Raw genomic sequence first — 22807 nt, 5'->3', positions numbered from 1 at the left:
AGGTTATATCCAGTAAGAAAACAACTCATTCTTGAAAGTACCTTCCCGGATATTACCTGTTATCGTATTTGCCCAATTTTGCTGTACGTCCTTATGGTTCGCGGGCAACGCTGTAATGCCAGAGCTAACTTCAGTTTTCGAGTTATCTTCCAATGCTCTAAGCTTACTTACCTCTGCGGTCCAATCTGGATTCATTCTCGGGACCTTATTATTTGCTTTTTTAAGCATTTCAGATAAATTCTCTCCTACTCAAGTATTTTTTCTATGTGCCATTTTTGGCTCAATCTTCAATCTCGCCACGATCCTGGAAGAGAACAACCTGTATAGTCTTATGATCATTAGGTTTCTGGTAGGATTCTCCCTGGCAGGTATTTATCCGGTTGGGATGAAAATAGCTTCAGATCACTTCGAGAAAGGATTGGGCCGGTCTCTGGGGTTTCTGGTAGGCGCACTGGTTCTGGGTACGGGTTTTCCTCATTTATTGAAAGCTACCAGCGAAATTGTTCAATTGAGCTGGAATGTGGTTATTATTAGCACAAGCGCATTGGCGCTTTCAGGCGGACTTCTCCTCAGGATGCTGGTTCCCGATGGACCATTTCGGAAACCTCATGGGGCTAAAGATTCTTTTAATATTCTCAAACTCTTCCATAATTCTAATTTTCGAAGCGCTGCATTTGGGTATTTTGGCCATATGTGGGAGCTCTACGCCTTTTGGGCTTTTGTCCCTTTTATGATAAAAATTTACAATCACTTCCACCCTGATAGTATCTCGAATATTCCTCTTTATAGTTTTCTCATTATTGGTTCTGGAGCGGTGGCTTGTGCTATCAGTGGTATTTTATCTGAAAGATTCGGCGTGGCTCGTGTTGCCAGAACTGCATTGATCTTTTCAGGAATATGTTGTCTCATATCTCCTTTGCTAATGTTATTTGCTTCGGAAGTGTTCTTTATTATTTTTCTGATCTTCTGGGGTGTTATGGTTATTGCCGATTCTCCTTTGTTTTCAACACTTATCGCAAGATCTGCTCCTGCTGAAGGTCGGGGAACTGCACTTACTTTAGTCAACTCTATAGGATACGCGATCACTATCTTGAGTATCCAGATTGTCGGTAGGAGCCAGGAACTGCTTCCTCAGCAATATATGTTCGTGATCCTCGCTGCAGGTCCAATTCTGGGAGTTATTTATTTCAAAAACTTCAGAAGTAAAAGTTTATAAAAAAATCCACGGCATTCCTTATATTGAAGAAAATAAGATCATGCAAATTGAAGGCAGTTCTCCAGAACAGTATATTTCCGAAGCTCCAGCAGAAAAAAGAGAAGCGCTCCAGAATTTGAGAAAGAGTATTCTGGAGAACCTTCCCAAAGGATTCGAGGAAATCATGAATTATAAAATGATAGGTTACGTGGTGCCTCATTCTATATTTCCAGAAGGATATCATTGTGATCCCAAACTACCACTCCCCTTTGCACATCTTGCCAATCAAAAAAATTACCTTGCACTTTATCATTCAGGTATTTATGCAGACGCTGAGTTGAGAAATTGGTTTATAAAAAGCTATAAAAGTATGACCGGGAAGAAACCGGATATGGGAAAAAGTTGTGTTCGGTTTAAGAATATGCAAGCTATTCCTTATGATCTTATAGGTGAGCTTATGACCAGATTCTCTGTTGAAGAATGGGTCACACTTTATCAAAATCGTTGAAAAACATTTTAGGTTTAACAGATTAGTGTGAATGCAGTTAAACCTCTCTTAAGTATTTGATCATCTTTCTTAAAGAATTGGTGAGCTTTACTAAAACCTGTAAGTTCACCAGCTTAAATACAAAATCAAAGTTTTATGAAAAAGATACTAGGTGGAATTGCGATGATCTTTGCACTGGGAACAGCAACGGTAAATGCTCAAAATGCACCACTACCACAACAACAAATAGAGGTAACGGATTCTGAATTAACTGAATTTGCTGAAGTTTTTCAGAAAATGAGAATGGTAAACCAGGAAGCTCAACAGGAGATGATACTGGTTGTTCAGGAACAGAAACTGGATCTTCAGAGATTTAATGAAATTCATCAGGCAAACATGGATCCAAACAAAGAGGTGGAAACTACTGAAGCTGAATCGAAACAGTACAAGATCGTAGTTGCAGAATTGGAAGAAATTCAACCACAGTTTCAACAAAGAATGGAGAAATTAATTGGTGAAAGTAATCTTAGTAAGGAACGTTACCAACAATTGGTGATGGCATTACAAAAAGATCCTGAACTTCAACAAAGATTACAGAAGGCACTACAAGGATAATTTTTTGGTTTCATAGTATAGAGAAGTGGGCTCCGCCCACTTTTTTTATGCCTACGACCCAAACATTTAAGTCTATTTTAAAATTTGAATGTCCCGGAGGCATCGATTTTGTTGTAATTTTAGAAATATTAACTAACTATGGCAAGCCTACTTAAAAGCAGATTCAGTTTTATCATAATCATGATGATGTTTACGTGGTGCAGTGCCCAGCAGAAATTGAATATGCATCAAAAGGACAGTTTAGAGTATAGCAATAAGATCGTACCAGATAATATATGGCGTGAAACCTATGTAGCACTTTCTCACTATCCGGAGCTTAAAGACACTCCTATTGAATTTAAATTCAAAAAGAACATAAAAAAGTCCTTCATGCAGGCTCAACCTAAGTTGAGCGGATTCTTCAAAAACAGGAAGAATAGGAGCTATGTTATTTATATAAATGAAAAGTTTAAGATCGAAGACGAGACCTTTAGTGTAAAGGACGTCCCTTCTGAAGTTTTAATTGGATGGCTTGGTCATGAACTTGGCCATGTAATGGACTATCGCGATCGATCTGCCATAGACATGCTGTGGTTTGGAATTCGTTACGTAACCTCTAATAACTATATTCGTGAAGCTGAAAGAGCTGCAGATACGTATGCTGTAAACCACGGATTAGGACAGAACATTATTGCTACTAAAGATTTTATCCTGAATCACTCCAAACTTAGTGAAAGCTATAAGAGCAGGATTCAGGATTTATATCTGTCTCAGGAAGAGATTATGGTGCTAATCGATGAAATTCATGAAGAAGTTATCGACTAATTCTTCGATTTAAGATCTTCAAGAAATTTTTCCCATTCAGCGAACTTCTCTTCATTCATTACTTTTTCCATTTTAACCTGACCACCTTTTTTCTTATTGGCTGCGTTCCATTCATGGAAAGTATTAGGATCTATAGTTTGCACACGAACACCTTTCAGGGCTTTTCCACGTGCTACTTTGTAGTTCTTATTGGCATTTTTCAGGGCGTTATCAAGGCTTTCAGATAACTTATCTGCATCTGCAGGATCTTCAGTACCTAGATACCAGTAATGATAATATTCATTATCTTCTCCTCGCTTAGCTGAAACTACATATTCCGGGATCCTGATATCATACTCTTCTTCAAGTTCCTGAACAGCATCGTTCATTTTATTTACTGAAAGTTGAGAGCCTACCACATTCAGGAAAAATTTTGTTCTTCCAGTAATTCTGATCTCATGCTTTTCTTTATCTGTAAACTTAATAGTATCACCAATAATATATCTCCAGGCTCCACTCACGGTCGAGATCAATAATACGTAATCCACTTCCTCTTCTATATCATCTATGGAAATTACAGGTGCATCATCAGTGAGTGAACCATCCTGATTAATGTAATCTGGCTTGAACGGTACAAATTCGAAATAGATCCCATTATTAGTGATCAACTTCATTGAATGCGTTTCTGGTCTTTGCTGAAATGCCAAAAATCCTTCTGAAGCCAGGTAAGTATCAATAACCTGTACTGGTTTCCCAAGTAACGCATTAAAACTTTTCTCGTATGGTTCAAATGCCACCCCTCCAGAGGTATAGACCTGTAGATTAGGCCAGATCTCGTGGATATTATCAACTTTATGATATTTAATAACTTCTTTCAACATAAGTTCCATCCATGATGGAATTCCGCTTAATGCACCTATGTCCCACTCCTTAGCAGTCTCTGCGATCTTCTTAACACGTTCATCCCATTCGTCAATCTTGGCAATCTCAACGCCGGGCTTATAATAACCTCTAAACCAGAATGGAATATTACTGGCGCTAATACCGCTGATTTCACCTTCCTCATGATCTCCTTCTTTTTGCAAATCTGTAGAACTTCCCAACATCATTATTTCTTTTTCGAAAAAATCTGCTGGAAGATCAAAATGGCTCAGGGCACTCACCTGCTGTATTCCGGCATTCCGAATAGAATCAACCATATCTTCAGTAACCGGGATTCTTTTACTGGTTTTACCAGTAGTCCCCGAACTCAAAGCAAAATATGGTGGTGTTCCGGGCCAGGTGACATCTGTTTCTCCTTCGTGGTATAAATGCCACCACTCTTTATCAATTTTATTATAATCAAAATAAGGAACTCTATTTGCAAATTCCTTTTCCACATCTTCTGCCTCAAGGATTTCTGCAAACTTATAATGCTTCCCAAAGGCTGTATCTTTTGCCTTATCCAACAGACTTTTTAAAACATCGAGTTGCTCCGTGTTAGCATCACCTTCAGAAGTAAAAGAATCTTTTATATCAATCAAACTCTTGATAATAGAACCGAATATTGCCATTTTGTGTAAGTAGTTTTTAATCTCATCAAAACTAAAGATACGATCGCTATCCTACTAAAGATTACAATATATTTAACTCGTTAGTTTTGTAGGTCTTATCTTACTTTTTGTATTTAATATGTACGAAGACATTCTAGAATAAAGTTAAATTCCTCTGAACATCGATGAAATGCAAAAAATTACTGTAATTTTTACAGTCCGAAATATAATTATACCCTTTACAACTACATGAATCAAACATTACCCCAGAACCAGTCTCGTTATAGAATGGTTTCCTACGATGAAGCTTCTCCGGAAGTTCAGACGATTTACGACGACACTAAAAAAACCTTACAACTTCCCTTCGTTTTAAACTGGTTTAAATGCCAGGGCGATAATGCCACTTTATTAAAAGGGAATTGGAGCAAATTGAAGAATACGCTTATGGAAGGTGAAGTACCAAACGTATTAAAGCAATTGATCATCTATAACGTTTCAAAAGAAAGAGGTTGCAATTACTGCTCTCATGCACACGGAATCTTTGCAAATAGTATGAGTAGTATGATCTCAGAGGATGAAGGTTTTAAGGCTACACAACATATCAACAGTCCGTCGATGCCGGTAAGCTACCGAACCGCTGTACAGATCGTTACCAAAGCAGCTTTAAATCATTCAGATATTTCTGATGAAGATTTTAATAGTCTGGAAAAAGCAGGTTTTACAAAGAGAGAAATTCAGGAGCTTATGGCTCAGGCAGACCTGGTAAACATGCTGAATACGATTGCAGATGTATCTGGAATAAAGATCGACAACGAACTTTTAGAAACGCCGGAATAAGGATTTTCTTCTACGATGCAGGATATTAGCAGTAATATTTCCCAACTTTACAGGATCACCTATGAAGCCTATTCCAAGTTCGCCAACGGTATAAATCGCTGTTCGAACCTGGAAGAGATCGCTAATGTTTGTAAGACAAACCTGAAGTATCTTATAAATTTCAGGATCTTGAGAATGTGTATTATTCGGGAAGAAGATAATTTCATCGTTGAACAGTTCTCTGGTAACATTTGGTATGATTTTGAATCAGAGACCGAAATATTTACGTACGAGAGAGATCTTAAAGAAACGGGCATTCCGCTACTCACCGGAAGCATTCCTGATAAACTTCTAGAAAACAAAGTAGAAAGGTCAGATCTATTTGATCCGGTACTCTGGGGATGGTCATTTGATAAAACCGATTCAAAGGTGATAGTATCCCTGTTAGCCGATCAACAAATGACATTTTCAGTAGGAGATATTGATATTCTGAAGCTGGTAGTTGATTGCATACAATCTAAGCTCAACGAGATCTATATTAAGAAGCAGCTCGCTATTCAGAATAAAAATTTAACCGAAGCTTATGAGACCATTAAGCTTAAGAATGTGCAAATCGAAACCATCGTTAAAAATCAACAGCAAACTATAACAAAACGAACCGAATCTATAGCTGAAAAGAATAAGAAGTTGCTTCATATTTCAGCCTTGAATGCGCATAACGTTCGTGAGCCTTTATCCAGAATACAAGGTATTGTACAGCTTGCTGAACTAGTGGATACCGAAACATTTAAAAGTGAAATGATGCCAAAACTGGAATCGACTGTAAACGAACTTGATGAGGTTTTGCATGAAGTAGTAGAAATGGCATCAAAAGAAATAGTGGCTTTAAAAGCTGAAGAATTATGAGTAAGATCTACCTGGTAGATGACCAGCCAATTTCGAATTTTATTACCAAGAAACTTCTTGAAATCGAAGGATATCAAGGTACTGTTAAAGATTTTACAAACCCATGTGAAGCTATGGAGTTTGTTTCTGAAGACCGTGATGCAATAATATTTCTTGATCTAAACATGCCAGAAATGAATGGCTGGGAATTTCTGGAAATGCTACAGAGCAGGAACTGCAGTCACCGTATCATCATTCTTACTTCCAGCACCAGCAAGATCGATGTAGATAAGGCTAAAGATTATCCGGCAGTAATTAAATACATGGTGAAACCTATGAATAAGCAGAAGTTTTCCGAACTTTCGGGACTTTTAAAAGCTTCCTGATTGCAACCAGATCCTCAGAAATTATTAGAATTAGCCTATGCACAAATGCATTTTGGCAAATATAAAGGTGTCTATCTATCGGATATCCCCGAACCATATTATGTATGGTTTAGACAAAAAGGATTTCCGCAGGGAAAACTTGGCGACCAGATGCAACAGGTTTACGAACTCAAAGTTAATAGTCTCGAAGGCCTTTTGAGACAAATTCGCATGCGCTATCCCCGTCCCAGAAAATAGGATCTTCTCCTGTTAAAAACCTCTTAAGATTAGGACTTCAAAGTAAGCGGTTTTTCTATTCTTCTTTGTAATTTAGCGCCCTGAATAACAACACAACAAACACGACTAAAAATGGCCGATACCAAGTATATATTCGTCACAGGCGGTGTATCTTCCTCTCTTGGAAAAGGAATTATTGCCGCGTCTCTGGCGAAATTATTACAGGCTAGGGGTTTTAGAGCAACTATTCAGAAACTGGATCCTTATATTAATGTAGATCCGGGAACTTTAAATCCTTACGAACACGGAGAATGTTATGTGACTGAAGATGGAGCTGAAACAGATCTAGATCTTGGCCATTATGAGCGTTTTCTCAATGTGAATACTTCCCAGGCAAATAATGTTACTACCGGAAGAATTTACCAGAGCGTCATAGAGAAAGAAAGACGTGGTGAATTTTTAGGAAAAACAGTACAGGTAGTTCCTCATATCACCAATGAAATCAAGGAAAGAATACAGATCCTCGGAAAGAATGGCGATTACGATATTGTTATTACTGAGATTGGAGGAACTGTAGGTGATATTGAATCTCTACCCTATATTGAAGCTGTAAGACAGCTAAAATGGGAACTTGGTGATGATAATGCTCTGGTAATTCACCTTACTCTTGTTCCATATCTTTCTGCTGCAGGAGAATTGAAAACCAAACCAACTCAGCATAGTGTAAAAACGTTGATGGAAAGCGGTATCAAAGCCGATATTCTTGTTTGCAGAACCGAGCATGAACTATCAGATGATATAAGAAGAAAACTTGCTATCTTTTGCAATGTGAGACAGGAAGCTGTGATACAAAGTATCGATGCGCGAACTATTTATGATGTCCCCAATATGATGCTTAAGGAAGGGCTGGATACGGTGACCATGAAAAAACTGGATCTCCCTACCGACTCTACTCCTAATCTTGATCGCTGGAATCAATTCTTAAAGAGACATAAGAATCCCAAGGCTGAAGTACATATTGGACTTATTGGTAAATACGTTGAACTTCAGGATTCTTATAAATCTATTCTGGAATCTTTCATCCATGCTGGCGCCGAGAACGAAGTTTCGGTAAAAGTAGAATACATTCATTCAGAATTTATAAACGACAGTACGATCCACAATAAAATAAGTCATCTTGACGGAGTTCTGGTTGCACCAGGATTTGGAGAACGTGGTATCGAAGGAAAGATCGATGCGGTGAGATTTGCTCGTGAAAACAATATGCCATTCTTAGGAATCTGCCTGGGAATGCAAATGGCTGTCATCGAGTTTGCCAGAAACGTGCTTAAATTAAAAGGTGCGAATTCTTCTGAAATGGATCCTGATACCAAGCATCCGGTGATCGATCTTATGGCAGACCAAAAAGAAGTTACACATAAAGGTGGTACGATGAGACTTGGCGCGTGGGATTGTGAACTGAGTAAGAAGTCTGTAATTCATGACGCTTACGGGAAAGACATGATTTCAGAAAGACATCGTCATCGCTACGAATACAACAATCAATATAAGGAACAACTGGAAAATGCAGGAATGCTAAGTACCGGTATAAATCCAGAAACAAAACTGGTGGAAGTGATTGAACTCGCAGACCATCCATGGTTTGTTGGTGTTCAATATCACCCTGAATATAAGAGTACCGTGGCTAGTCCACACCCATTGTTTGTCTCTTTTGTAAAAGCTGCATTGGAATATTCAGAAAAGAGACAAAGTGCCAAAATGGCGCAGAAATAGAAACTGGTCGTTTATTTGACTGGGTAGATTAAGCAATACTAAGTAATGGAAGAAAAGAAAATTGATGTCCAATCCATCATTGGATTTATTTTAATTGGTGGTATCCTTCTCTGGATGCTTTACAATAACACTCCAGACGAAGCGGAGGTCGTAGATGAAGTAACTACGGAAGAAAATATTAGTAGAGATCAGGAAACGACTCCTGAATTCGAAGAAAACACAGCTACCCCAGCAAGCGACTCGACCGCTCTTGTAGATGCTCAAAAACGTCTGGGTGCTTTTGGATATTCTGAAACACTGTCTTCTGCAAAAGGAGGTTCTACGACAATAGAAAACGATCTACTGGAATTAAAGATTTCTAATAAAGGTGGTTATATTGAAGAAGCCAGACTGAAGAATTTCAAGACTTTCGATTCGATTCCCGTTTACCTTATCAAGGATGGGAATGCTTCCATGAACATGAGTTTAAACACTACTGATGGAAGAACTCTTAATACTGAAAACCTGTATTTTGAACCGGAGTTAACTGAAAATAACGGAAACCAGATCCTATCAATGAAACTAAAGGTTTCAGAAGATGAGTACCTGGAATACCGATACGCGATGAGACCGGGAGAATATATGCTGGATTTCAGCGTACGTTCAGAAGGACTAACCGGTGTATTGAATTCTTCAGCAACACCTGTACTTGATTGGAAATTGAAAGGATACCGTCATGCGAAGAGTATTTCATATGAGAACAAGTACACTGATCTTATTTGGGAATATGACGGTGGTGATGATGACAGTTTAAGTGATGGTGATGACGACGATGAGGACATAAGTTATATCGCTTACAGGCAACATTTCTTCTCCTCTATTTTACTTACGGATACACCATTTGCAACTGCAAGTTTCGAAGTAGAGAATCTTGTTGAAGACGAAGAGATCGACACCGTTTATACCAAGACATTCGCTTCCAGCATTCCTTTGGAACTAAAGGCTGGGGAACTTAACTACAACATGAACTGGTACTATGGTCCTTCAGATTATAAGATCCTGAATGATTATGATAGAAACCTGGATGAAATTATTCCGCTAGGTTGGGGAATCTTTGGATGGATCAATAAATATCTATTCATTCCATTCTTTGCATTTTTAGGAGGCGTTCTTCCAAGTTACGGTCTGGCGATTATTGCCATGACGATCGTGGTTAGAATTGTTCTTTCTCCGGTGACTTATAAATCTTATTTATCACAGGCTAAGATGAAGATCTTAAGACCTGAGATCAATGAGCTGAATGAGAAGTACAAGGATAATGCGATGAAAAAGCAGCAGGAAACCATGAAGCTGTATAGCAAAGCAGGCGCCAGTCCTATGAGTGGATGTTTGCCAGCGCTTATGCAAATACCGGTGTTCTACGCGTTATTCCAGTTCTTCCCGAGTGCATTTCAACTTAGACAGAAAAGTTTCTTATGGGCAGACGATCTTTCCAGTTATGATGTGATCGCAGAACTTCCTTTCCATATCCCGTTCTATGGAGATCATGTAAGTTTGTTCCCGATACTTGCTTCTGTAGCAATATTTATCTACATGATGATGACTACCGGACAAAGCATGCAGGCGAATCAACAACCAGGAATGCCTAATATGAAGTTCCTGATGTACCTTTCTCCATTATTTATGTTGGTATTCTTCAACAACTTTGCGAGTGGACTTTCCTTGTATTACTTTACTTCGAACCTAATTACGATTGGAATCATGTTAGTGATAAAATATGTAATCGTAGACGAAGATAAGATTCATGCGAAAATTCAGGAAAACAAGAAAAAACCTAAGAAACAGAATAAGTTCACACGAAAGTTCCAGGAAATGATGGAGCAGGCTGAAGAGCAGCAAAAGAAACAAAAGGGTAAATAATTTCTTCTGAAATATAATTAATGTAAAAGCCTCCGCAAATGCGGAGGCTTTTTTCTTAGTTTTGAGTTTCGATTATAGCGTAGGTAAAATAACAGTATCAATCGCATGAATCACTCCATTTGTAGCCTGAACATCTGTAGCGATGATTGTTGAGGTTCTTCCGTTTGCATCTGTAATGGTTGCAGTATCACCCAGATTTATAGTGAAATCCTCACCCTGAAGCGAGGTTACTACAATACCATCTTCAAGTTCATCTGAAGTTACATTCATATCTATTAGAACATGGTAGCTAAGCACTGTGGCCAGCGTATCAGCATCAAGATCTCCAAGTTCCTCAAGTTCTAGCTCAGTTAAAAGATCTCCAAAAGCTGAATTTGTAGGAGCAAAAACAGTAAATGGCGCTGGAGAATCAGAAGCTTGTAGAGTGGATACAAAAGTATAAGAATCTTCTCTGGTCAATGCAGCAACTAAAGTGTCAAAAGTAGGATCTGCAAGTGCAAAAGTTACCACATTAGGTAATCCAATCACATTGCTTACAGCGTGAATCACACCGTTATCCACCTCAATATCTGCAGTTTCAACAGTACTTACACCATTAATAACCACCCCATTTTCAGTATTGATATACATACTTAGGTTTTCACCATCAGGTCCAGCTGTAGACATACTTTCTATGTAGCCAGTAGATAGATCTGAAGAAAAGATCTCCCCCATTTGTACATGATTTAAAAGAACCTGCGTAAGAACATCTGTTGGCACATCTTCCAGGGTATCAAATCCATTTTCATCAAGGAAAGCAGCAAAAGCATCATTATCTGGAGCAAAAAAGGTATAAACATCATCTCCTGTAAAAGTAGAGGTCAAACCAGTAGCCTCTAAAGCGGCTAAAAGTGATGAATAATTTTCGTTAGCAACCACAAAATCTGCAATAGTATTGGATTCTACTACATCATCTGTTGGGTCTGGAGTTTCAATGACATCATCTGAAGTCATGAAGTCATCGTCTTCATCACATGCTGTAAAACTGAAGCAGATTGCCAGCAATAGAATACTAATTTTTGAGATTTTGAGAATTGAATTCATATCATTTGATTTTTAGTTAAAATTTTTGATCACATAAATCTACTACTGAATTTTTCATAACTCTGTTTAATCTTTGTTAAAATTCATTAAACAGTTGGTTTTAAGATATTCAATCATTTACAGATTAAATCAATCCATGAATTCGAATTAACTTTGTTTATATTTGAGAAACCTAAATACCTATTTATGAAGAAGATTTTAATATTATTACTATTTACAGGAATCCTTGCTTCCTGTAGTGATGACGATGATGCAGGAGTAGATAATGACGGAAGTCAAATAATTGGTACTTGGTATCTACAAAGCGTGAGACCAATTGGAGGTAGCAATCTTCTGGATACTTGTAATCAAGACTCATTTATCCAATTTAATCAGGATGGAAGTTCAGTCTCAGAATTTTATCAAAGTTCAGATTCGGAATGTGAATTAGAAAGTGAGAATACAGGTAACTGGACTTACGAAGGAGGTGATAATTACACATTCTTTTTACCTTATCTAGATGAAAGGACAACCGGAAATGTCAATTTCATCAGTGAAAATAGCTTTATACTCACAACTTCAGATTTACCTGGTTTTGAGGTTGTCTTCGAAAAATAATCCGCACCAAAATTTTATTGAAAAGGGTAGCTTTCGCTACCCTTTTTTATTTCGTAATTTTGCAGCTTCTTATCCGACTCTTATGTGAGTCAAAGAAAAGTTAAGATACCTATGAAAAAAGTAGTGGTTGGTTTGTCTGGAGGTGTAGATTCCAGTGTTTCAGCATACCTGTTGAAAGAGCAGGGATATGAAGTGATAGGTCTTTTTATGAAGAACTGGCATGATGATACGGTAACCATTTCAGATGAGTGCCCTTGGTTGGATGATAGCAATGACGCGATGCTAGTGGCAGAAAAACTAGGGATCCCATTTCAAACCGTAGACCTAAGCGAACAATACAAGGAACGTATCGTTGACTATATGTTCAACGAATATGAAAAAGGTAGAACTCCAAATCCAGATGTACTTTGTAATCGAGAAATTAAGTTCGATGTTTTTATGAAGATCGCGCTGTCTCTGGGTGCAGACTACGTCGCTACCGGTCATTATTGTCGCAAATCTGAATTTGAGAAGGATGGAGAAACCATTTACCAGCTTATGTCTGGAATGGATTCCAATAAAGACCAGTCTTATTTTCTTTGTCAGTTAACCCAGGATCAGCTTTCTAAAACCCTCTTCCCTATTGGAGAACTTCAGAAATCTGAAGTAAGAAAGATCGCTTCAGAACAGGATCTGGTAACTGCTGATAAAAAAGATTCTCAGGGACTTTGTTTTATTGGTAAAGTAAGACTTCCGGATTTTCTTCAGCAAAAATTAAAACCAAAAGAAGGGGTTATTGTAGAGGTCTCTTCCGAAGACAGTATTTATAACGAGGAAGAATTGAGCTTTTCAACTAAAAAAGAGGAACTGCAATATCTTTCTAAAAAATACAATTATCATAAAGATCAGGGCAAGGTTGTAGGAAATCATCAAGGTGCGCATTATTTCACAAAGGGACAAAGAAAAGGTCTCGCTGTGGGTGGTACTCCGGAACCTTTATTCGTGATCGATACCGATGTAAATGAAAATGTGATCTATACGGGACAGGGCAAGAACCATCCCGGGATCTACAGGCAGGCTTTGTTCATTTCAAATGATGAAGTGCACTGGGTTCGCAAGGACCTGGCTATCGGAAATGGAAAAGAGATGAAAGTTAAAGCTCGTATTCGATACCGCCAGCCTTTGCAGGAAGCAGTTTTACATCAAACCGAAAATGGTTTGTATGTGGTTTTTGAAACACCTCAAGCTTCTATTACCGAAGGTCAGTTTGTAGCATGGTATAGTAAAGATGAACTGCTGGGTTCTGGGGTAATTTCGTAACTTACTTGCCTGCCGGCAGTTTGCTATGAAAAGAATATTCCTACTTGTCTTTTTTATCTCCAGTTGTGCTTTCGCGCAGAATCATGCTTTGGTTTATTTTACAAACAAACCTAATGCCGTTGAAGCACTCGAAACTCCCGCAAATCTTTTTTCTGAAAGAGCTTACGAGCGTAAATTATTGAGAGGAACAACCATTGATTTTCTTGATGTTCCGGTTCATGAACCTTTTATTAGCGATCTTAAAGCAAGATCTGGTTTCGAAATAAAGGCTAAATCCAAATGGTTTAATTGCGTTTATGCAATAGGTGAACGAAATTCAATTGAGATTTTAGAAAGTCTGGAGCATGTTGCTAATGTCCAGTTCCTTGAAGAACTATCTAGCAGGAGTCAAAGCAATCCGCAGAAAAGCAACGAGAATAAGCTTGAAACAAAAATAGATTTCAATTATGCTTCAACCGCTAACCAGGTCAGAATGCTTAATCTTCAGAATTTACATGAGCAGGATCTAACCGGTATTAACATCGTCATCGCCGTGATGGACTCTGGTTTTCCAAATGTTAATTCTCTGGTGTCATTTGAGAATTTAAGGAACAACGACAATTTACTGGGAGGCTATGATTTCACAAATCGATCAGAGGATTATTCCGCAATCACCCTGGATAATCATGGTACACTGGTACTTTCCACCATGGCTGCTTTTAGAGAGAATCTTTACGTAGGCACTGCGCCAGATGCTGCCTATTATCTTTTTGTTACTGAAGTTTCGGCTACCGAAACTCCAGTTGAGGAAGCCTATTGGGTGGAGGCAGCCGAGAGAGCTGATAGTCTGGGCGTCGATATCATCAATACTTCACTTGGATACACCGTTTACGATAAGCCGGCATATAGTTATACTCCGGCAGATATGGATGGGAAGACAAGTTTTATTTCCAGAGGAGCCAATATGGCCATGCAGAAGGGGATGCTTGTGGTAACTTCAGCAGGAAATCGTGGAGACGAGGGTTATTTCAATATCATAAGTGCTCCTGCAGATGCTAATGTGCTTGCCGTTGGCGGAGTTGATCCTTCAAGTAATTATGCCCCATTTAGTTCTGTTGGGCCCACCGCAGACGGGAGAATTAAACCTGATGTGGTGGCTCAGGCTATCGAGGTCGCAGCTATCAACGAAGATGACAGGCTCGTTGGCGTGAATGGCACATCATTCTCCAGCCCGATCATGGCAGGAGCCATTGCATGCTTCTGGCAATTAAACCGGGAATGGACTAATTTCGAAGTGATGCAATTGATTAGAGATCTGGGGCATCTTGGCAATTCCACGAATGATTTCCTGGGGTATGGTATTCCAGACTTTTCAACTCCCGCTAATCCCGTAGCTCCTAATTCTTCGGAATTAATTTTATATCAAAATCCAGTAGACGAATTTCTGAAATTTGCCGGACCAGCAACCGATTATAATATCCGGATTTTCAATACCGCAGGAAAAATGGTCTTAAGCGAACGCAGCGTTTCTTCAGAAATTAATCTTTCCGGCTTTTCTCGTGGTATTTATATTGCTATGTTTGAATCTGAAAACACGACTGAAAAATTTCTTATCATCAAAAAGTAATGAGTTTTAAGCACAATAGAATCACTGAACTTTTCAATATTGAATATCCATTAATACAAGCGGGAATGATCTGGGCAAGCGGCTGGAAATTAGCCAGTGCGGTCTCTAATGCCGGTGGTCTTGGAATTATTGGGGCAGGTTCCATGTACCCTGAGATCCTTAAGGGACATATTCAAAAATGTAAAAAAGCTACCGATCACCCTTTTGCGGTAAACGTGCCGATGCTCTATCCCGATATTGAGAAGATCATGGATATTATTATTGATGAGGATGTTAAGATCGTATTTACTTCTGCCGGGAATCCTAAGACCTGGACATCTCACCTACAAAGTCATGGGATCAAAGTGGTACACGTAGTAAGCAGTGTGAAATTTGCTGTAAAATCTCAGGAAGCCGGTGTAGATGCTATTGTTGCTGAAGGATTTGAAGCAGGTGGTCATAATGGTCGTGATGAAACTACCACTTTTACCTTGATTCCTATGGTTCGTGAAAAGATCGATATTCCGCTGATAGCAGCTGGAGGGATTGGCAATGGAAAAGGAATGCTTGCCGCTATGGTCCTCGGGGCTGATGCCGTACAGGTTGGAAGCAGGTTCGTAGCGACACCCGAGGCAAGTTCTCACCAGAATTTCAAGGATATGGTAGTAAAAGCAAAAGAAGGTGACACTGTACTTACCCTGAAAGAACTTGCACCTGTCAGACTACTGAAGAACAAGTTTTTTGAAGATGTTCAGGAACTTTATACTAAATCTCCAAGCAAAGAAGATCTTACTTCTTTACTCGGAAGAGCCAGAGCAAAGAAAGGGATGTATGAAGGTGATCTGGAAGAAGGCGAACTTGAAATAGGCCAGATTTCCGGATTGATCAATGAGATCAAACCTGCTGCTGAAATTGTAAAGGAAATGATTTCTGAATTTGAAGAAACTAAAATCGCTTGCCAACAATTTTAAAGCGCGTAATCTTCGTAGTCAGCCAATTTAGAAGCCACGAATTTTCTCCAACGTAACTCTGCTTCTTTATTTTCACTATGTGAAGTTTCTTTATCAAAACGATTCTGCATAGCGACTCTTTCAGTTTCAGTAATATTATAAAGTCTTTTTAAATCCTGTCGGATCCTTCTGCCAGGTTCATATTCAGCAAGCCGCTTTCTCAGTTTCCTTGCATGCAATTCAGTTATATCAAAATGTAATTGTTCATGAGCCAGTAAATATTCGGGATTTTTTACGTCCTTTACCCAACTTAGATCTGGATAAAAATTACTTTTCACTTCATGGGTAAGCTCAGGCTTTCCTGTGCTCGTACTATAGTTCCAGGAATAGCTTATCCCGGAATTTGTATTTGCTGAAAAATCTATTTTATAATCTGGCGCAGCTTCAAAATTTTGCCAGCTAAGAAGATCTATATCAGCCCAAGCAATTTTTCTTTGTTCCTGTGCACCGCCAATATGGACAATCCCTAAGAGAAATAAAACGAGAAATACTTTTCTCACGAATAGTTGAAATTTATTAGCTTTTCAATATCTGTGTGCAGACTATGATAGACCGGGCAGGTAAGTGCCGCGTTCTCCAGGATCTTCTTTTCCTTCTCCTCAAAGCTTCCTTTTACAGATATGTTGATCTCAATTTTCGAAATCCTTCGAGGCTTATCGGTCATCACCTTGGTAACCTCAGCGGTAGTACCCTCAATTTCCATTTGATGATCATTGGCCTTAATTCCCATGATCGTAAGCATGCATGAAGCAAGTGCCGTTGCCACCGTATCTGTTGGTGAAAAAGCTTCCCCTTTACCATGATTGTCCACAGGAGCATCGGTGATCATCTTCGATCCACTTTGCAAATGTTCAGCTTCTGTTCTTAAATTTCCGAGGTATGTAACTTTAGAGGTCATTTGCTTCAGTTATAGTTAGATCTTCATTCAGGTTTAAAATATAGATTGCATCATTAGTATATCCACCCTCAGGCTTCATCAAATAATGAAATTTACTCTCGTAATATTCAGTATAGCCAGGATATTTTTCAAAGCTTTCGTATAGATCTTCCGCAGAAGCCAGTCTTAACAATACATCCATTGTAAGATCGTAACCACGCATGGCGTACTGGTTAGGCTGAACTTTAAATTTCTTAGCATACTCTTTTATGAATTCATCATCTTGTTGGGTATCGAATTCCTTGTCTACTGATGGGTAATGAAGTTTCAATTTTCCCAGATGATTGTTGGAGATCACATCACTTTCGTATCCATTATTCTTATTGGTAGTAAGCAGCGTGATCTTATTATTTCTTGTTAACCTGTTCAAAGCAGCAGCAACACTACTTATAAGGTTCATATTTTCAGACTCAAGAATCACCCAGTTTTCGCCGGAAGACATTACTTCCGTCAGTTTTGCTTCGGAAACAAAATTATCTGAAGGATTTACCGTTCTCGCTGAAGGTACCGCACTCATCAATTCATTTTTGATGGCAAAAGATTTTGAGTCGGCAATAACAATCACATTTTTTCCACTCGCATTTCTGGCGATATAGTCAACCATTTTCGATCTTAGAAATTCTTCACTTGGTCGGGACTGGAATAAGTTTCCGTAGCCTTTCATACTTCGATTACTAAGTGGATTGATCACAGGAATGTTCCTATTCTCGAGCGCTCCAGCTACAGTTTCTGTTACATCCTGAATTAGCGGACCTATAACCGCATCTACATGATCAAAGTTATTCGTTCTTAAAATGTTTGAGACTTCCCCAGTACTTCTTCTGGTATCATACACCTTAAGCTTTGTAGAAATCCCCATGCTTTTCGCTTTCTCCACAGCCATTAGAACACCACTATGGAAATCAAGAGAAATTCGTATCACTCTTTCATTTAGAATAGCGTTACGATAGGTAGGAATTGAATCGGCATCCACCTTATCGAGATGGAACGGCAGCATCAAAGCGATCTCCTTGGGATCGCGATTATCGATAAAAGATTTGAGATCTACTTTAGACTGCGAACCTGCTTCCATACCAGTATACTGGTTATTCTCCTCATTTTCAGAATTTCCATCCTTTTTAGGAACCTTAAGTACCATCCCAAATTTCAATCCTTCAGTTAGTGCAGGATTCAACCTAATCAAAGAATCCTGAGATACTTCAAACTTTTTAGACAGTCGGTAAAGGGTTTCCTGTGGTTTTACTTCGTAAAATCTAAAACGATCATCAGTGATAATCACCGGTTCCTCATCCAGGACAGCAGTGCCAACACGAATCATCATACCAGGCTGTAATATTTCTACTTTAGGATTCATCTCGTCCAGCTCCTTCAGCGTCATCCCATACTTTCTTGCAATTCCATATTTGGTTTCCTGCGGAAGTACGATATGCTCTCTTGTCTTGAAGTTTTGCGAACTACTGGAAACTTTAGAATTCACAGGTTTCTCTGCGGGAGCTTTCTCTGACTGATTTGTTGATTCCGGTTGCGGAGTATTCTTTACCACCACGTTTTCCGCAGGAATATTTCCAACAGGAATTTGAATGGTTTCTCCTATTTGGAGCTCCTTGGAATATAATTGCTTATTATACCTTTTAATATTATCGATACTAACTCCGTATTCCTTTGAAAGACTATAAAGCGTCTCCTTTTTCTTTACCTGGTGCTCTTTGAAAGACATAGATGTAGCTGAAGTTTCTGTATTTAAAGACACTTCAGTTTTATTCTCCGAAATTGGAATAACGAGTTTTTCATCGATCCCTATTCCGTTCTTTGCTTCCGGATTGTATTTATAGATATCCTCCTCATCAATACTGTAAGACTGGGAGATACTAAAAACAGTTTCACCTTTTTTCACAGTATGATATTTGTACGACTGCGCGTTTGCAGACATACTTATCACCTGGAACAGGAAACATAACACAAATAGGTACTTCATTCTTTTATCTTTTTTCGAGATTTTATTCCCACTCTATAGTTGCCGGCGGTTTGGAGCTAATATCATAGACTACTCTATTAACGCCTTTCACCCGGTTGATTATTGTATTCGAAGTCTTTTGCAAGAACTCGTAAGGTAGATTCACCCAGTCTGCAGTCATTCCATCTGTGGATTCCACAGCTCTCAATGCTACAACCTGCTCGTAAGTCCTTTCATCACCCATGACTCCTACCGACTGTATGGGTAGTAAGATCGCTCCGGCCTGCCATACTTTGTCATATAACATCCAGTCTCTTAATCCCTGTATAAAGATATGATCTACTTCTTGAAGTATTCGCACTTTTTCTGCCGTTATATCACCAAGAATTCTAATCGCCAGTCCCGGACCTGGAAATGGATGTCTCCCGAGTAATACTTTGTCAATTCCAAGTTCCTTTCCTACTCTTCTAACTTCATCTTTGAATAGCATTCTTAGCGGCTCTACCACTTTCAGCTTCATGAAATCGGGTAATCCTCCCACATTGTGGTGCGACTTGATCGTTACTGAAGGTCCATTAACTGAAACCGACTCGATCACATCTGGATAGATAGTTCCCTGGGCCAGGTAAACAACATCCTTGATCTCGTGAGCTTCATCATCGAAAACTTCAATAAAAGTATTCCCGATCGCTTTTCTCTTTTCTTCAGGATCTGAAAGACCTTTCAACGCATCCAGAAATCGTGCCGAAGCATCCACTCCCTTTACATTAAGCCCCATGTCCTTGTACTGGTCCAGTACACTTTCGAATTCATTCTTTCGTAGAAGACCATTATTAACGAAAATACAGTACAGGTTTTTACCAATTGCCTGGTGTAATAGAACGGCAGCAACCGTAGAATCCACACCTCCACTAAGACCCAGAACTACCTTGTCATCTCCGATCTTTTCCTGTAATTCTGAAACTGTTAGATCCACAAAGGCACCAGGTGTCCAGCTTTGCTCGGTACCCGCGATCTTTACAAGAAAGTTCTCTAATAATTGCTTACCATCGGTTGAATGATAAACTTCCGGATGAAACTGGATTGCGTAAGTCTCTTCACCTTCAATTCTGTAAGCTGCATTTAGCACATCTGAAGTACTCGCCAGTCTTACCGCATTTTCAGGAAGGTTTATAATAGAATCACTGTGACTCATCCAAACCTGTGAATTCTCTTTGATATCTTCAAACAACAATTCTGCATCCTTGATCACTGAAAGATTCGCTCTTCCAAATTCTCTCGTATCTGAAGGTTCAACTTTTCCACCGAAAAAGTGAGCAAGATATTGAGCACCATAGCAAACTGCCAGCATAGGCAATTTACCTCTTATCTGTGACAGATCTGGGTGCGGGGCATCTTCGGCTCTTACAGAAAATGGACTTCCTGAAAGGATAACCGCTTTAAAACCTGATAAATCTTCTGGAATTTTCGAGTATGGATAGATCTCGCAATAAATGTTCAGTTCCCTAACACGCCTTGCAATAAGCTGTGTATACTGCGAACCAAAGTCTAGGATGAGTACGTTGTTTTGCATGTGCAAAAATAGGAATTTAGGTAAAAAAAGCCGGCAAAGGAAGATGGAAATTTTCTATATTTAAAATGCATTAAGACTTTGTCCATTATGAAATATTTAAATGCTATAATTTTTGCCATCGCGATCATGGCTGCAGCCTATTTTCTGAGTGATGCTTATGTTTCCAGAGCTAATCCCGATGGTGTCATTTCGGTGACCGGTTCAGGTAGTGAAAATTTCATTTCAGATCTAATTGTGTGGGAAGGTAGATTCAGTAGAAATTCTCCTAATCTGGAAGCAGCATATAATCAACTTGATCAGGATAAAAATATTGTAAGATCCTATCTTATTGGTAAAGGGATCAAAGATGAGAACATTGTTTTTAATTCAGTTCAAACTAATGAACAGCAAGAGAATCAGTATCAAAACGGGAATTATGTGGGTAGTATTTTCAAGGGTTACGAACTAACGCAACCTGTAAAAATCGAAAGCAATAATGTAGAACTTATCGAAAATGTGTCACGTGAGATCACGGAATTATTGAATAAAGGCGTCCAGTTTAATTCCTCTCCTCCCAGGTATTACTATACCAAAATGACTGATCTCAAAATTGAAATGATCTCTAAAGCTACAGAGGATGCCAGACTACGTGCAGAAAAAATCGCATCGAACAGCGGGGAAGATCTTGGCGATCTTAAAAGTGCGAATATGGGCGTGTTTCAGATCACCGGCCAGAATAGCGGCGAGGATTTTAGCTGGAGCGGTGCATATAACACGGCAGATAAAAACAAGACCGCATCTATAACAATGCGGCTTGAATATGAGATAGATTAAGTATTAGTCTAAAGTAGCCAGTATCTGCTCAATATCTTCTTCAGTAGTATCCGGATTGATAAAGCAGAATCTCACAACGCTTTCATCCTTCCACAGAGACGGCGTGACCAGTGCAAATCCTGAATTATGATTCTTGTAGGTCCATTCACGGTAATCTTCCGCAGACCATCCTTTTCTCTTAAATAAGACTACAGATAAACTTGCCGGTCTTACCAGTTCAAGCAAATCATTCTGCTTCACTTTGGAAGCGGCAATATTTGCAAGTTCTATCCCTCGTTCGATGGCTTCTTTGTACTTGTTAGTTCCATGCATCGCCAGTGAAAACCATAATGGCATCCCTCGTAATCTACGGGTAAGCTGGATCTGGTAATCTGCAGGATTGAATCCTTGTGCTCCCTCGTCCTTGAATATTTCTAGATACGCTCCTTTTTGAGAATGTGCTTTTTTCGCGAGTTCCAGGTTCTTATAAATCACCGCGCCACAATCATAAGGTGAAAACAGCCATTTATGAGGATCTATTGTGATACTGTCTGCCTGTTCGATACCGTTAAACAAATGTCTTACAGAATCTGCAGCCAGCGCTCCACCTCCATAAGCACAATCTACATGTAGCCAGATATTTTCATTGGCACAAACATTTGCCACTCCTTCCAGATCATCTATGATTCCGGCATTGGTGGTTCCACCCGTAGCTACCACAGCGAAAAGTCTATTTCTATCCTGTTCACTTAAATTTTCTAATTCCTTCTGAAGTACAATTCCCGACAAAAATTCTTCTTCTGAATTTACCAGGTGAACATCTGCATCCATTACTTTCGCCATGGATTTTATTGAAGAATGTGCACCTGTTGAAGTAATCAAAAGTGCCCTATCTCTGGCGTGAGCTGGCTTTTGTTCTCGCCACTCCTCTCTTGCGGTAACTAATGCTGAAAGATTTGCAGCTGTACCACCACTTGTAAATACACCAAAAGCAGTTTCCGGTAGACCGGTTAAACTTACCAGCCATTTCATCGCCTGGTTTTCACAAAATATCCCTCCGGCTCCTTCCATCCAGTAAGATCCATGAATACTGGAAGCTGAAGTTACCAGGTCGAACATGATCGCGGCCCTGGTTGGTGCAGCGGGAACAAATGCCAGGTGTCTTGGATGATCAATAGGTACCGTTGCTTTCACCAGTACGTTCTTAAATAACTGGAATGCACTTTCACCTCCAATACCTTCAGGAGTTATAGTTTCTCCAACAAGTCTCAACAGTTCTTCTTCCTTCTTTGGTGCACCAAGTTCTGGCGTTACATTAGATATACGATCGATAGCATACTTCATCACGTCCAGCGTCATTTCAACCAGATCCATATCTATGGTATGCATT

At 39.2% G+C, this 22807-nt stretch carries 22 protein-coding genes; 15 read left to right on the top strand and 7 right to left on the bottom strand.

Going from position 1 to position 22807, the window contains the following annotated elements:
* Positions 1-31: 31 nt before the first annotated feature.
* The 4 genes from ACSHZO_RS02605 (at position 32) to ACSHZO_RS02590 (ending at position 3101) form a co-directional block, all read left to right on the top strand.
* Positions 32-1216 carry an MFS transporter gene (locus ACSHZO_RS02605; protein ID WP_298246513.1) on the top strand — a complete coding sequence of 395 codons (1185 nt, stop codon included), beginning with the start codon at positions 32-34 and terminating at the stop codon, positions 1214-1216.
* Positions 1217-1256: 40 nt separating this feature from the next.
* Positions 1257-1703: a DUF1801 domain-containing protein gene (locus ACSHZO_RS02600; RefSeq protein WP_298246512.1), complete on the top strand. Its 447-nt coding sequence runs from the start codon at positions 1257-1259 to the stop codon at positions 1701-1703.
* 135 nt (positions 1704-1838) lie between these two features.
* The gene (locus tag ACSHZO_RS02595) at positions 1839-2297 is read left to right on the top strand and encodes a DUF4168 domain-containing protein (protein ID WP_298246511.1); all 459 of its coding nucleotides are present in this window, start codon (positions 1839-1841) and stop codon (positions 2295-2297) included.
* 222 nt (positions 2298-2519) lie between these two features.
* Positions 2520-3101: a hypothetical protein gene (locus ACSHZO_RS02590; protein ID WP_295182579.1), complete on the top strand. Its 582-nt coding sequence runs from the start codon at positions 2520-2522 to the stop codon at positions 3099-3101.
* Here the strand turns inward: ACSHZO_RS02590 and ACSHZO_RS02585 are convergent.
* A complete protein-coding gene (locus ACSHZO_RS02585) occupies positions 3098-4633 on the bottom strand; it encodes a GH3 family domain-containing protein (RefSeq protein WP_298246509.1) in 1536 nt (511 codons plus the stop codon). The genes ACSHZO_RS02590 and ACSHZO_RS02585 overlap by 4 nt on opposite strands.
* Positions 4634-4861: 228 nt before the next feature.
* Here ACSHZO_RS02585 and ACSHZO_RS02580 point away from each other — a divergent pair, with 228 nt between their 5' ends.
* The 6 genes from ACSHZO_RS02580 (at position 4862) to yidC (ending at position 10587) form a co-directional block, all read left to right on the top strand.
* Positions 4862-5449 (top strand): carboxymuconolactone decarboxylase family protein, encoded by a 588-nt coding sequence (locus tag ACSHZO_RS02580; RefSeq protein ID WP_298246508.1) that lies wholly within the window; start codon positions 4862-4864, stop codon positions 5447-5449.
* A gap of 15 nt (positions 5450-5464) precedes the next feature.
* Positions 5465-6334, top strand: coding sequence for a histidine kinase (locus tag ACSHZO_RS02575; protein ID WP_298246507.1), 870 nt, complete (start codon positions 5465-5467; stop codon positions 6332-6334).
* On the top strand, positions 6331-6699 hold the full coding sequence (locus tag ACSHZO_RS02570) for a response regulator (RefSeq protein WP_298246506.1): 369 nt from the start codon (positions 6331-6333) through the stop codon (positions 6697-6699). Before ACSHZO_RS02575 ends, ACSHZO_RS02570 begins: the two co-directional genes overlap by 4 nt.
* Positions 6700-6936, top strand: a complete 237-nt coding sequence (locus tag ACSHZO_RS02565; protein WP_141877230.1) for a DUF3820 family protein — start codon at positions 6700-6702, stop codon at positions 6934-6936.
* A 111-nt stretch (positions 6937-7047) separates the two neighbouring features.
* Entirely contained in the window at positions 7048-8688 is a 1641-nt protein-coding gene (locus ACSHZO_RS02560; RefSeq protein ID WP_298246505.1) for a CTP synthase, read from the top strand.
* 45 nt (positions 8689-8733) lie between these two features.
* Positions 8734-10587, top strand: coding sequence for a membrane protein insertase YidC (yidC, locus tag ACSHZO_RS02555; protein WP_295182175.1), 1854 nt, complete (start codon positions 8734-8736; stop codon positions 10585-10587).
* 72 nt (positions 10588-10659) lie between these two features.
* Here yidC and ACSHZO_RS02550 read toward each other — a convergent pair whose 3' ends face one another.
* A complete protein-coding gene (locus ACSHZO_RS02550) occupies positions 10660-11670 on the bottom strand; it encodes a fasciclin domain-containing protein (RefSeq protein WP_298246504.1) in 1011 nt (336 codons plus the stop codon).
* A 186-nt stretch (positions 11671-11856) separates the two neighbouring features.
* Here ACSHZO_RS02550 and ACSHZO_RS02545 point away from each other — a divergent pair, with 186 nt between their 5' ends.
* The 4 genes from ACSHZO_RS02545 to ACSHZO_RS02530 all read left to right on the top strand — a co-directional run bounded on the left by ACSHZO_RS02545 (position 11857) and on the right by ACSHZO_RS02530 (position 16122).
* Positions 11857-12267, top strand: a complete 411-nt coding sequence (locus tag ACSHZO_RS02545) for a lipocalin family protein (RefSeq protein ID WP_298246503.1) — start codon at positions 11857-11859, stop codon at positions 12265-12267.
* Positions 12268-12351: 84 nt separating this feature from the next.
* On the top strand, positions 12352-13566 hold the full coding sequence (gene mnmA / locus ACSHZO_RS02540) for a tRNA 2-thiouridine(34) synthase MnmA (protein WP_298246502.1): 1215 nt from the start codon (positions 12352-12354) through the stop codon (positions 13564-13566).
* Positions 13567-13591: 25 nt separating this feature from the next.
* Positions 13592-15172, top strand: coding sequence for a S8 family serine peptidase (locus ACSHZO_RS02535; protein WP_298246501.1), 1581 nt, complete (start codon positions 13592-13594; stop codon positions 15170-15172).
* Positions 15172-16122, top strand: a complete 951-nt coding sequence (locus ACSHZO_RS02530; protein ID WP_298246500.1) for an NAD(P)H-dependent flavin oxidoreductase — start codon at positions 15172-15174, stop codon at positions 16120-16122. Before ACSHZO_RS02535 ends, ACSHZO_RS02530 begins: the two co-directional genes overlap by 1 nt.
* Here the strand turns inward: ACSHZO_RS02530 and ACSHZO_RS02525 are convergent.
* The 4 genes from ACSHZO_RS02525 to guaA are packed head-to-tail and all read right to left on the bottom strand — an operon-like array spanning position 16119 to position 20625.
* The gene (locus tag ACSHZO_RS02525; protein WP_298246499.1) at positions 16119-16661 is read right to left on the bottom strand and encodes a DUF922 domain-containing protein; all 543 of its coding nucleotides are present in this window, start codon (positions 16659-16661) and stop codon (positions 16119-16121) included. The two genes, ACSHZO_RS02530 and ACSHZO_RS02525, sit on opposite strands and share 4 nt — an antisense overlap.
* Positions 16658-17059, bottom strand: a complete 402-nt coding sequence (locus ACSHZO_RS02520) for an OsmC family protein (RefSeq protein WP_295178745.1) — start codon at positions 17057-17059, stop codon at positions 16658-16660. Before ACSHZO_RS02520 ends, ACSHZO_RS02525 begins: the two co-directional genes overlap by 4 nt.
* The gene (locus tag ACSHZO_RS02515; RefSeq protein ID WP_298246498.1) at positions 17049-19073 is read right to left on the bottom strand and encodes a LysM peptidoglycan-binding domain-containing protein; all 2025 of its coding nucleotides are present in this window, start codon (positions 19071-19073) and stop codon (positions 17049-17051) included. The genes ACSHZO_RS02520 and ACSHZO_RS02515 overlap by 11 nt, the downstream gene beginning before the upstream one ends.
* A 22-nt stretch (positions 19074-19095) precedes the next feature.
* Entirely contained in the window at positions 19096-20625 is a 1530-nt protein-coding gene (gene guaA, locus ACSHZO_RS02510) for a glutamine-hydrolyzing GMP synthase (protein ID WP_298246497.1), read from the bottom strand.
* 87 nt (positions 20626-20712) lie between these two features.
* Here guaA and ACSHZO_RS02505 point away from each other — a divergent pair, with 87 nt between their 5' ends.
* Positions 20713-21438, top strand: a complete 726-nt coding sequence (locus tag ACSHZO_RS02505; protein ID WP_298246496.1) for an SIMPL domain-containing protein — start codon at positions 20713-20715, stop codon at positions 21436-21438.
* A gap of 3 nt (positions 21439-21441) precedes the next feature.
* On the opposite strand, the gene ACSHZO_RS02500 is transcribed toward ACSHZO_RS02505, so the two are convergent.
* A complete protein-coding gene (locus ACSHZO_RS02500) occupies positions 21442-22806 on the bottom strand; it encodes a pyridoxal phosphate-dependent decarboxylase family protein (protein ID WP_298246648.1) in 1365 nt (454 codons plus the stop codon).
* Between the last annotated feature and the right edge of the window lies 1 nt (position 22807).

Source organism: Christiangramia sp. 3-2217-3z (assembly GCF_051195275.1).
Taxonomy (GTDB): domain Bacteria; phylum Bacteroidota; class Bacteroidia; order Flavobacteriales; family Flavobacteriaceae; genus Christiangramia; species Christiangramia marina.
Note: the sequence above shows the minus strand (reverse complement) of the source record. Positions and strands in the feature narration are given on the sequence as shown.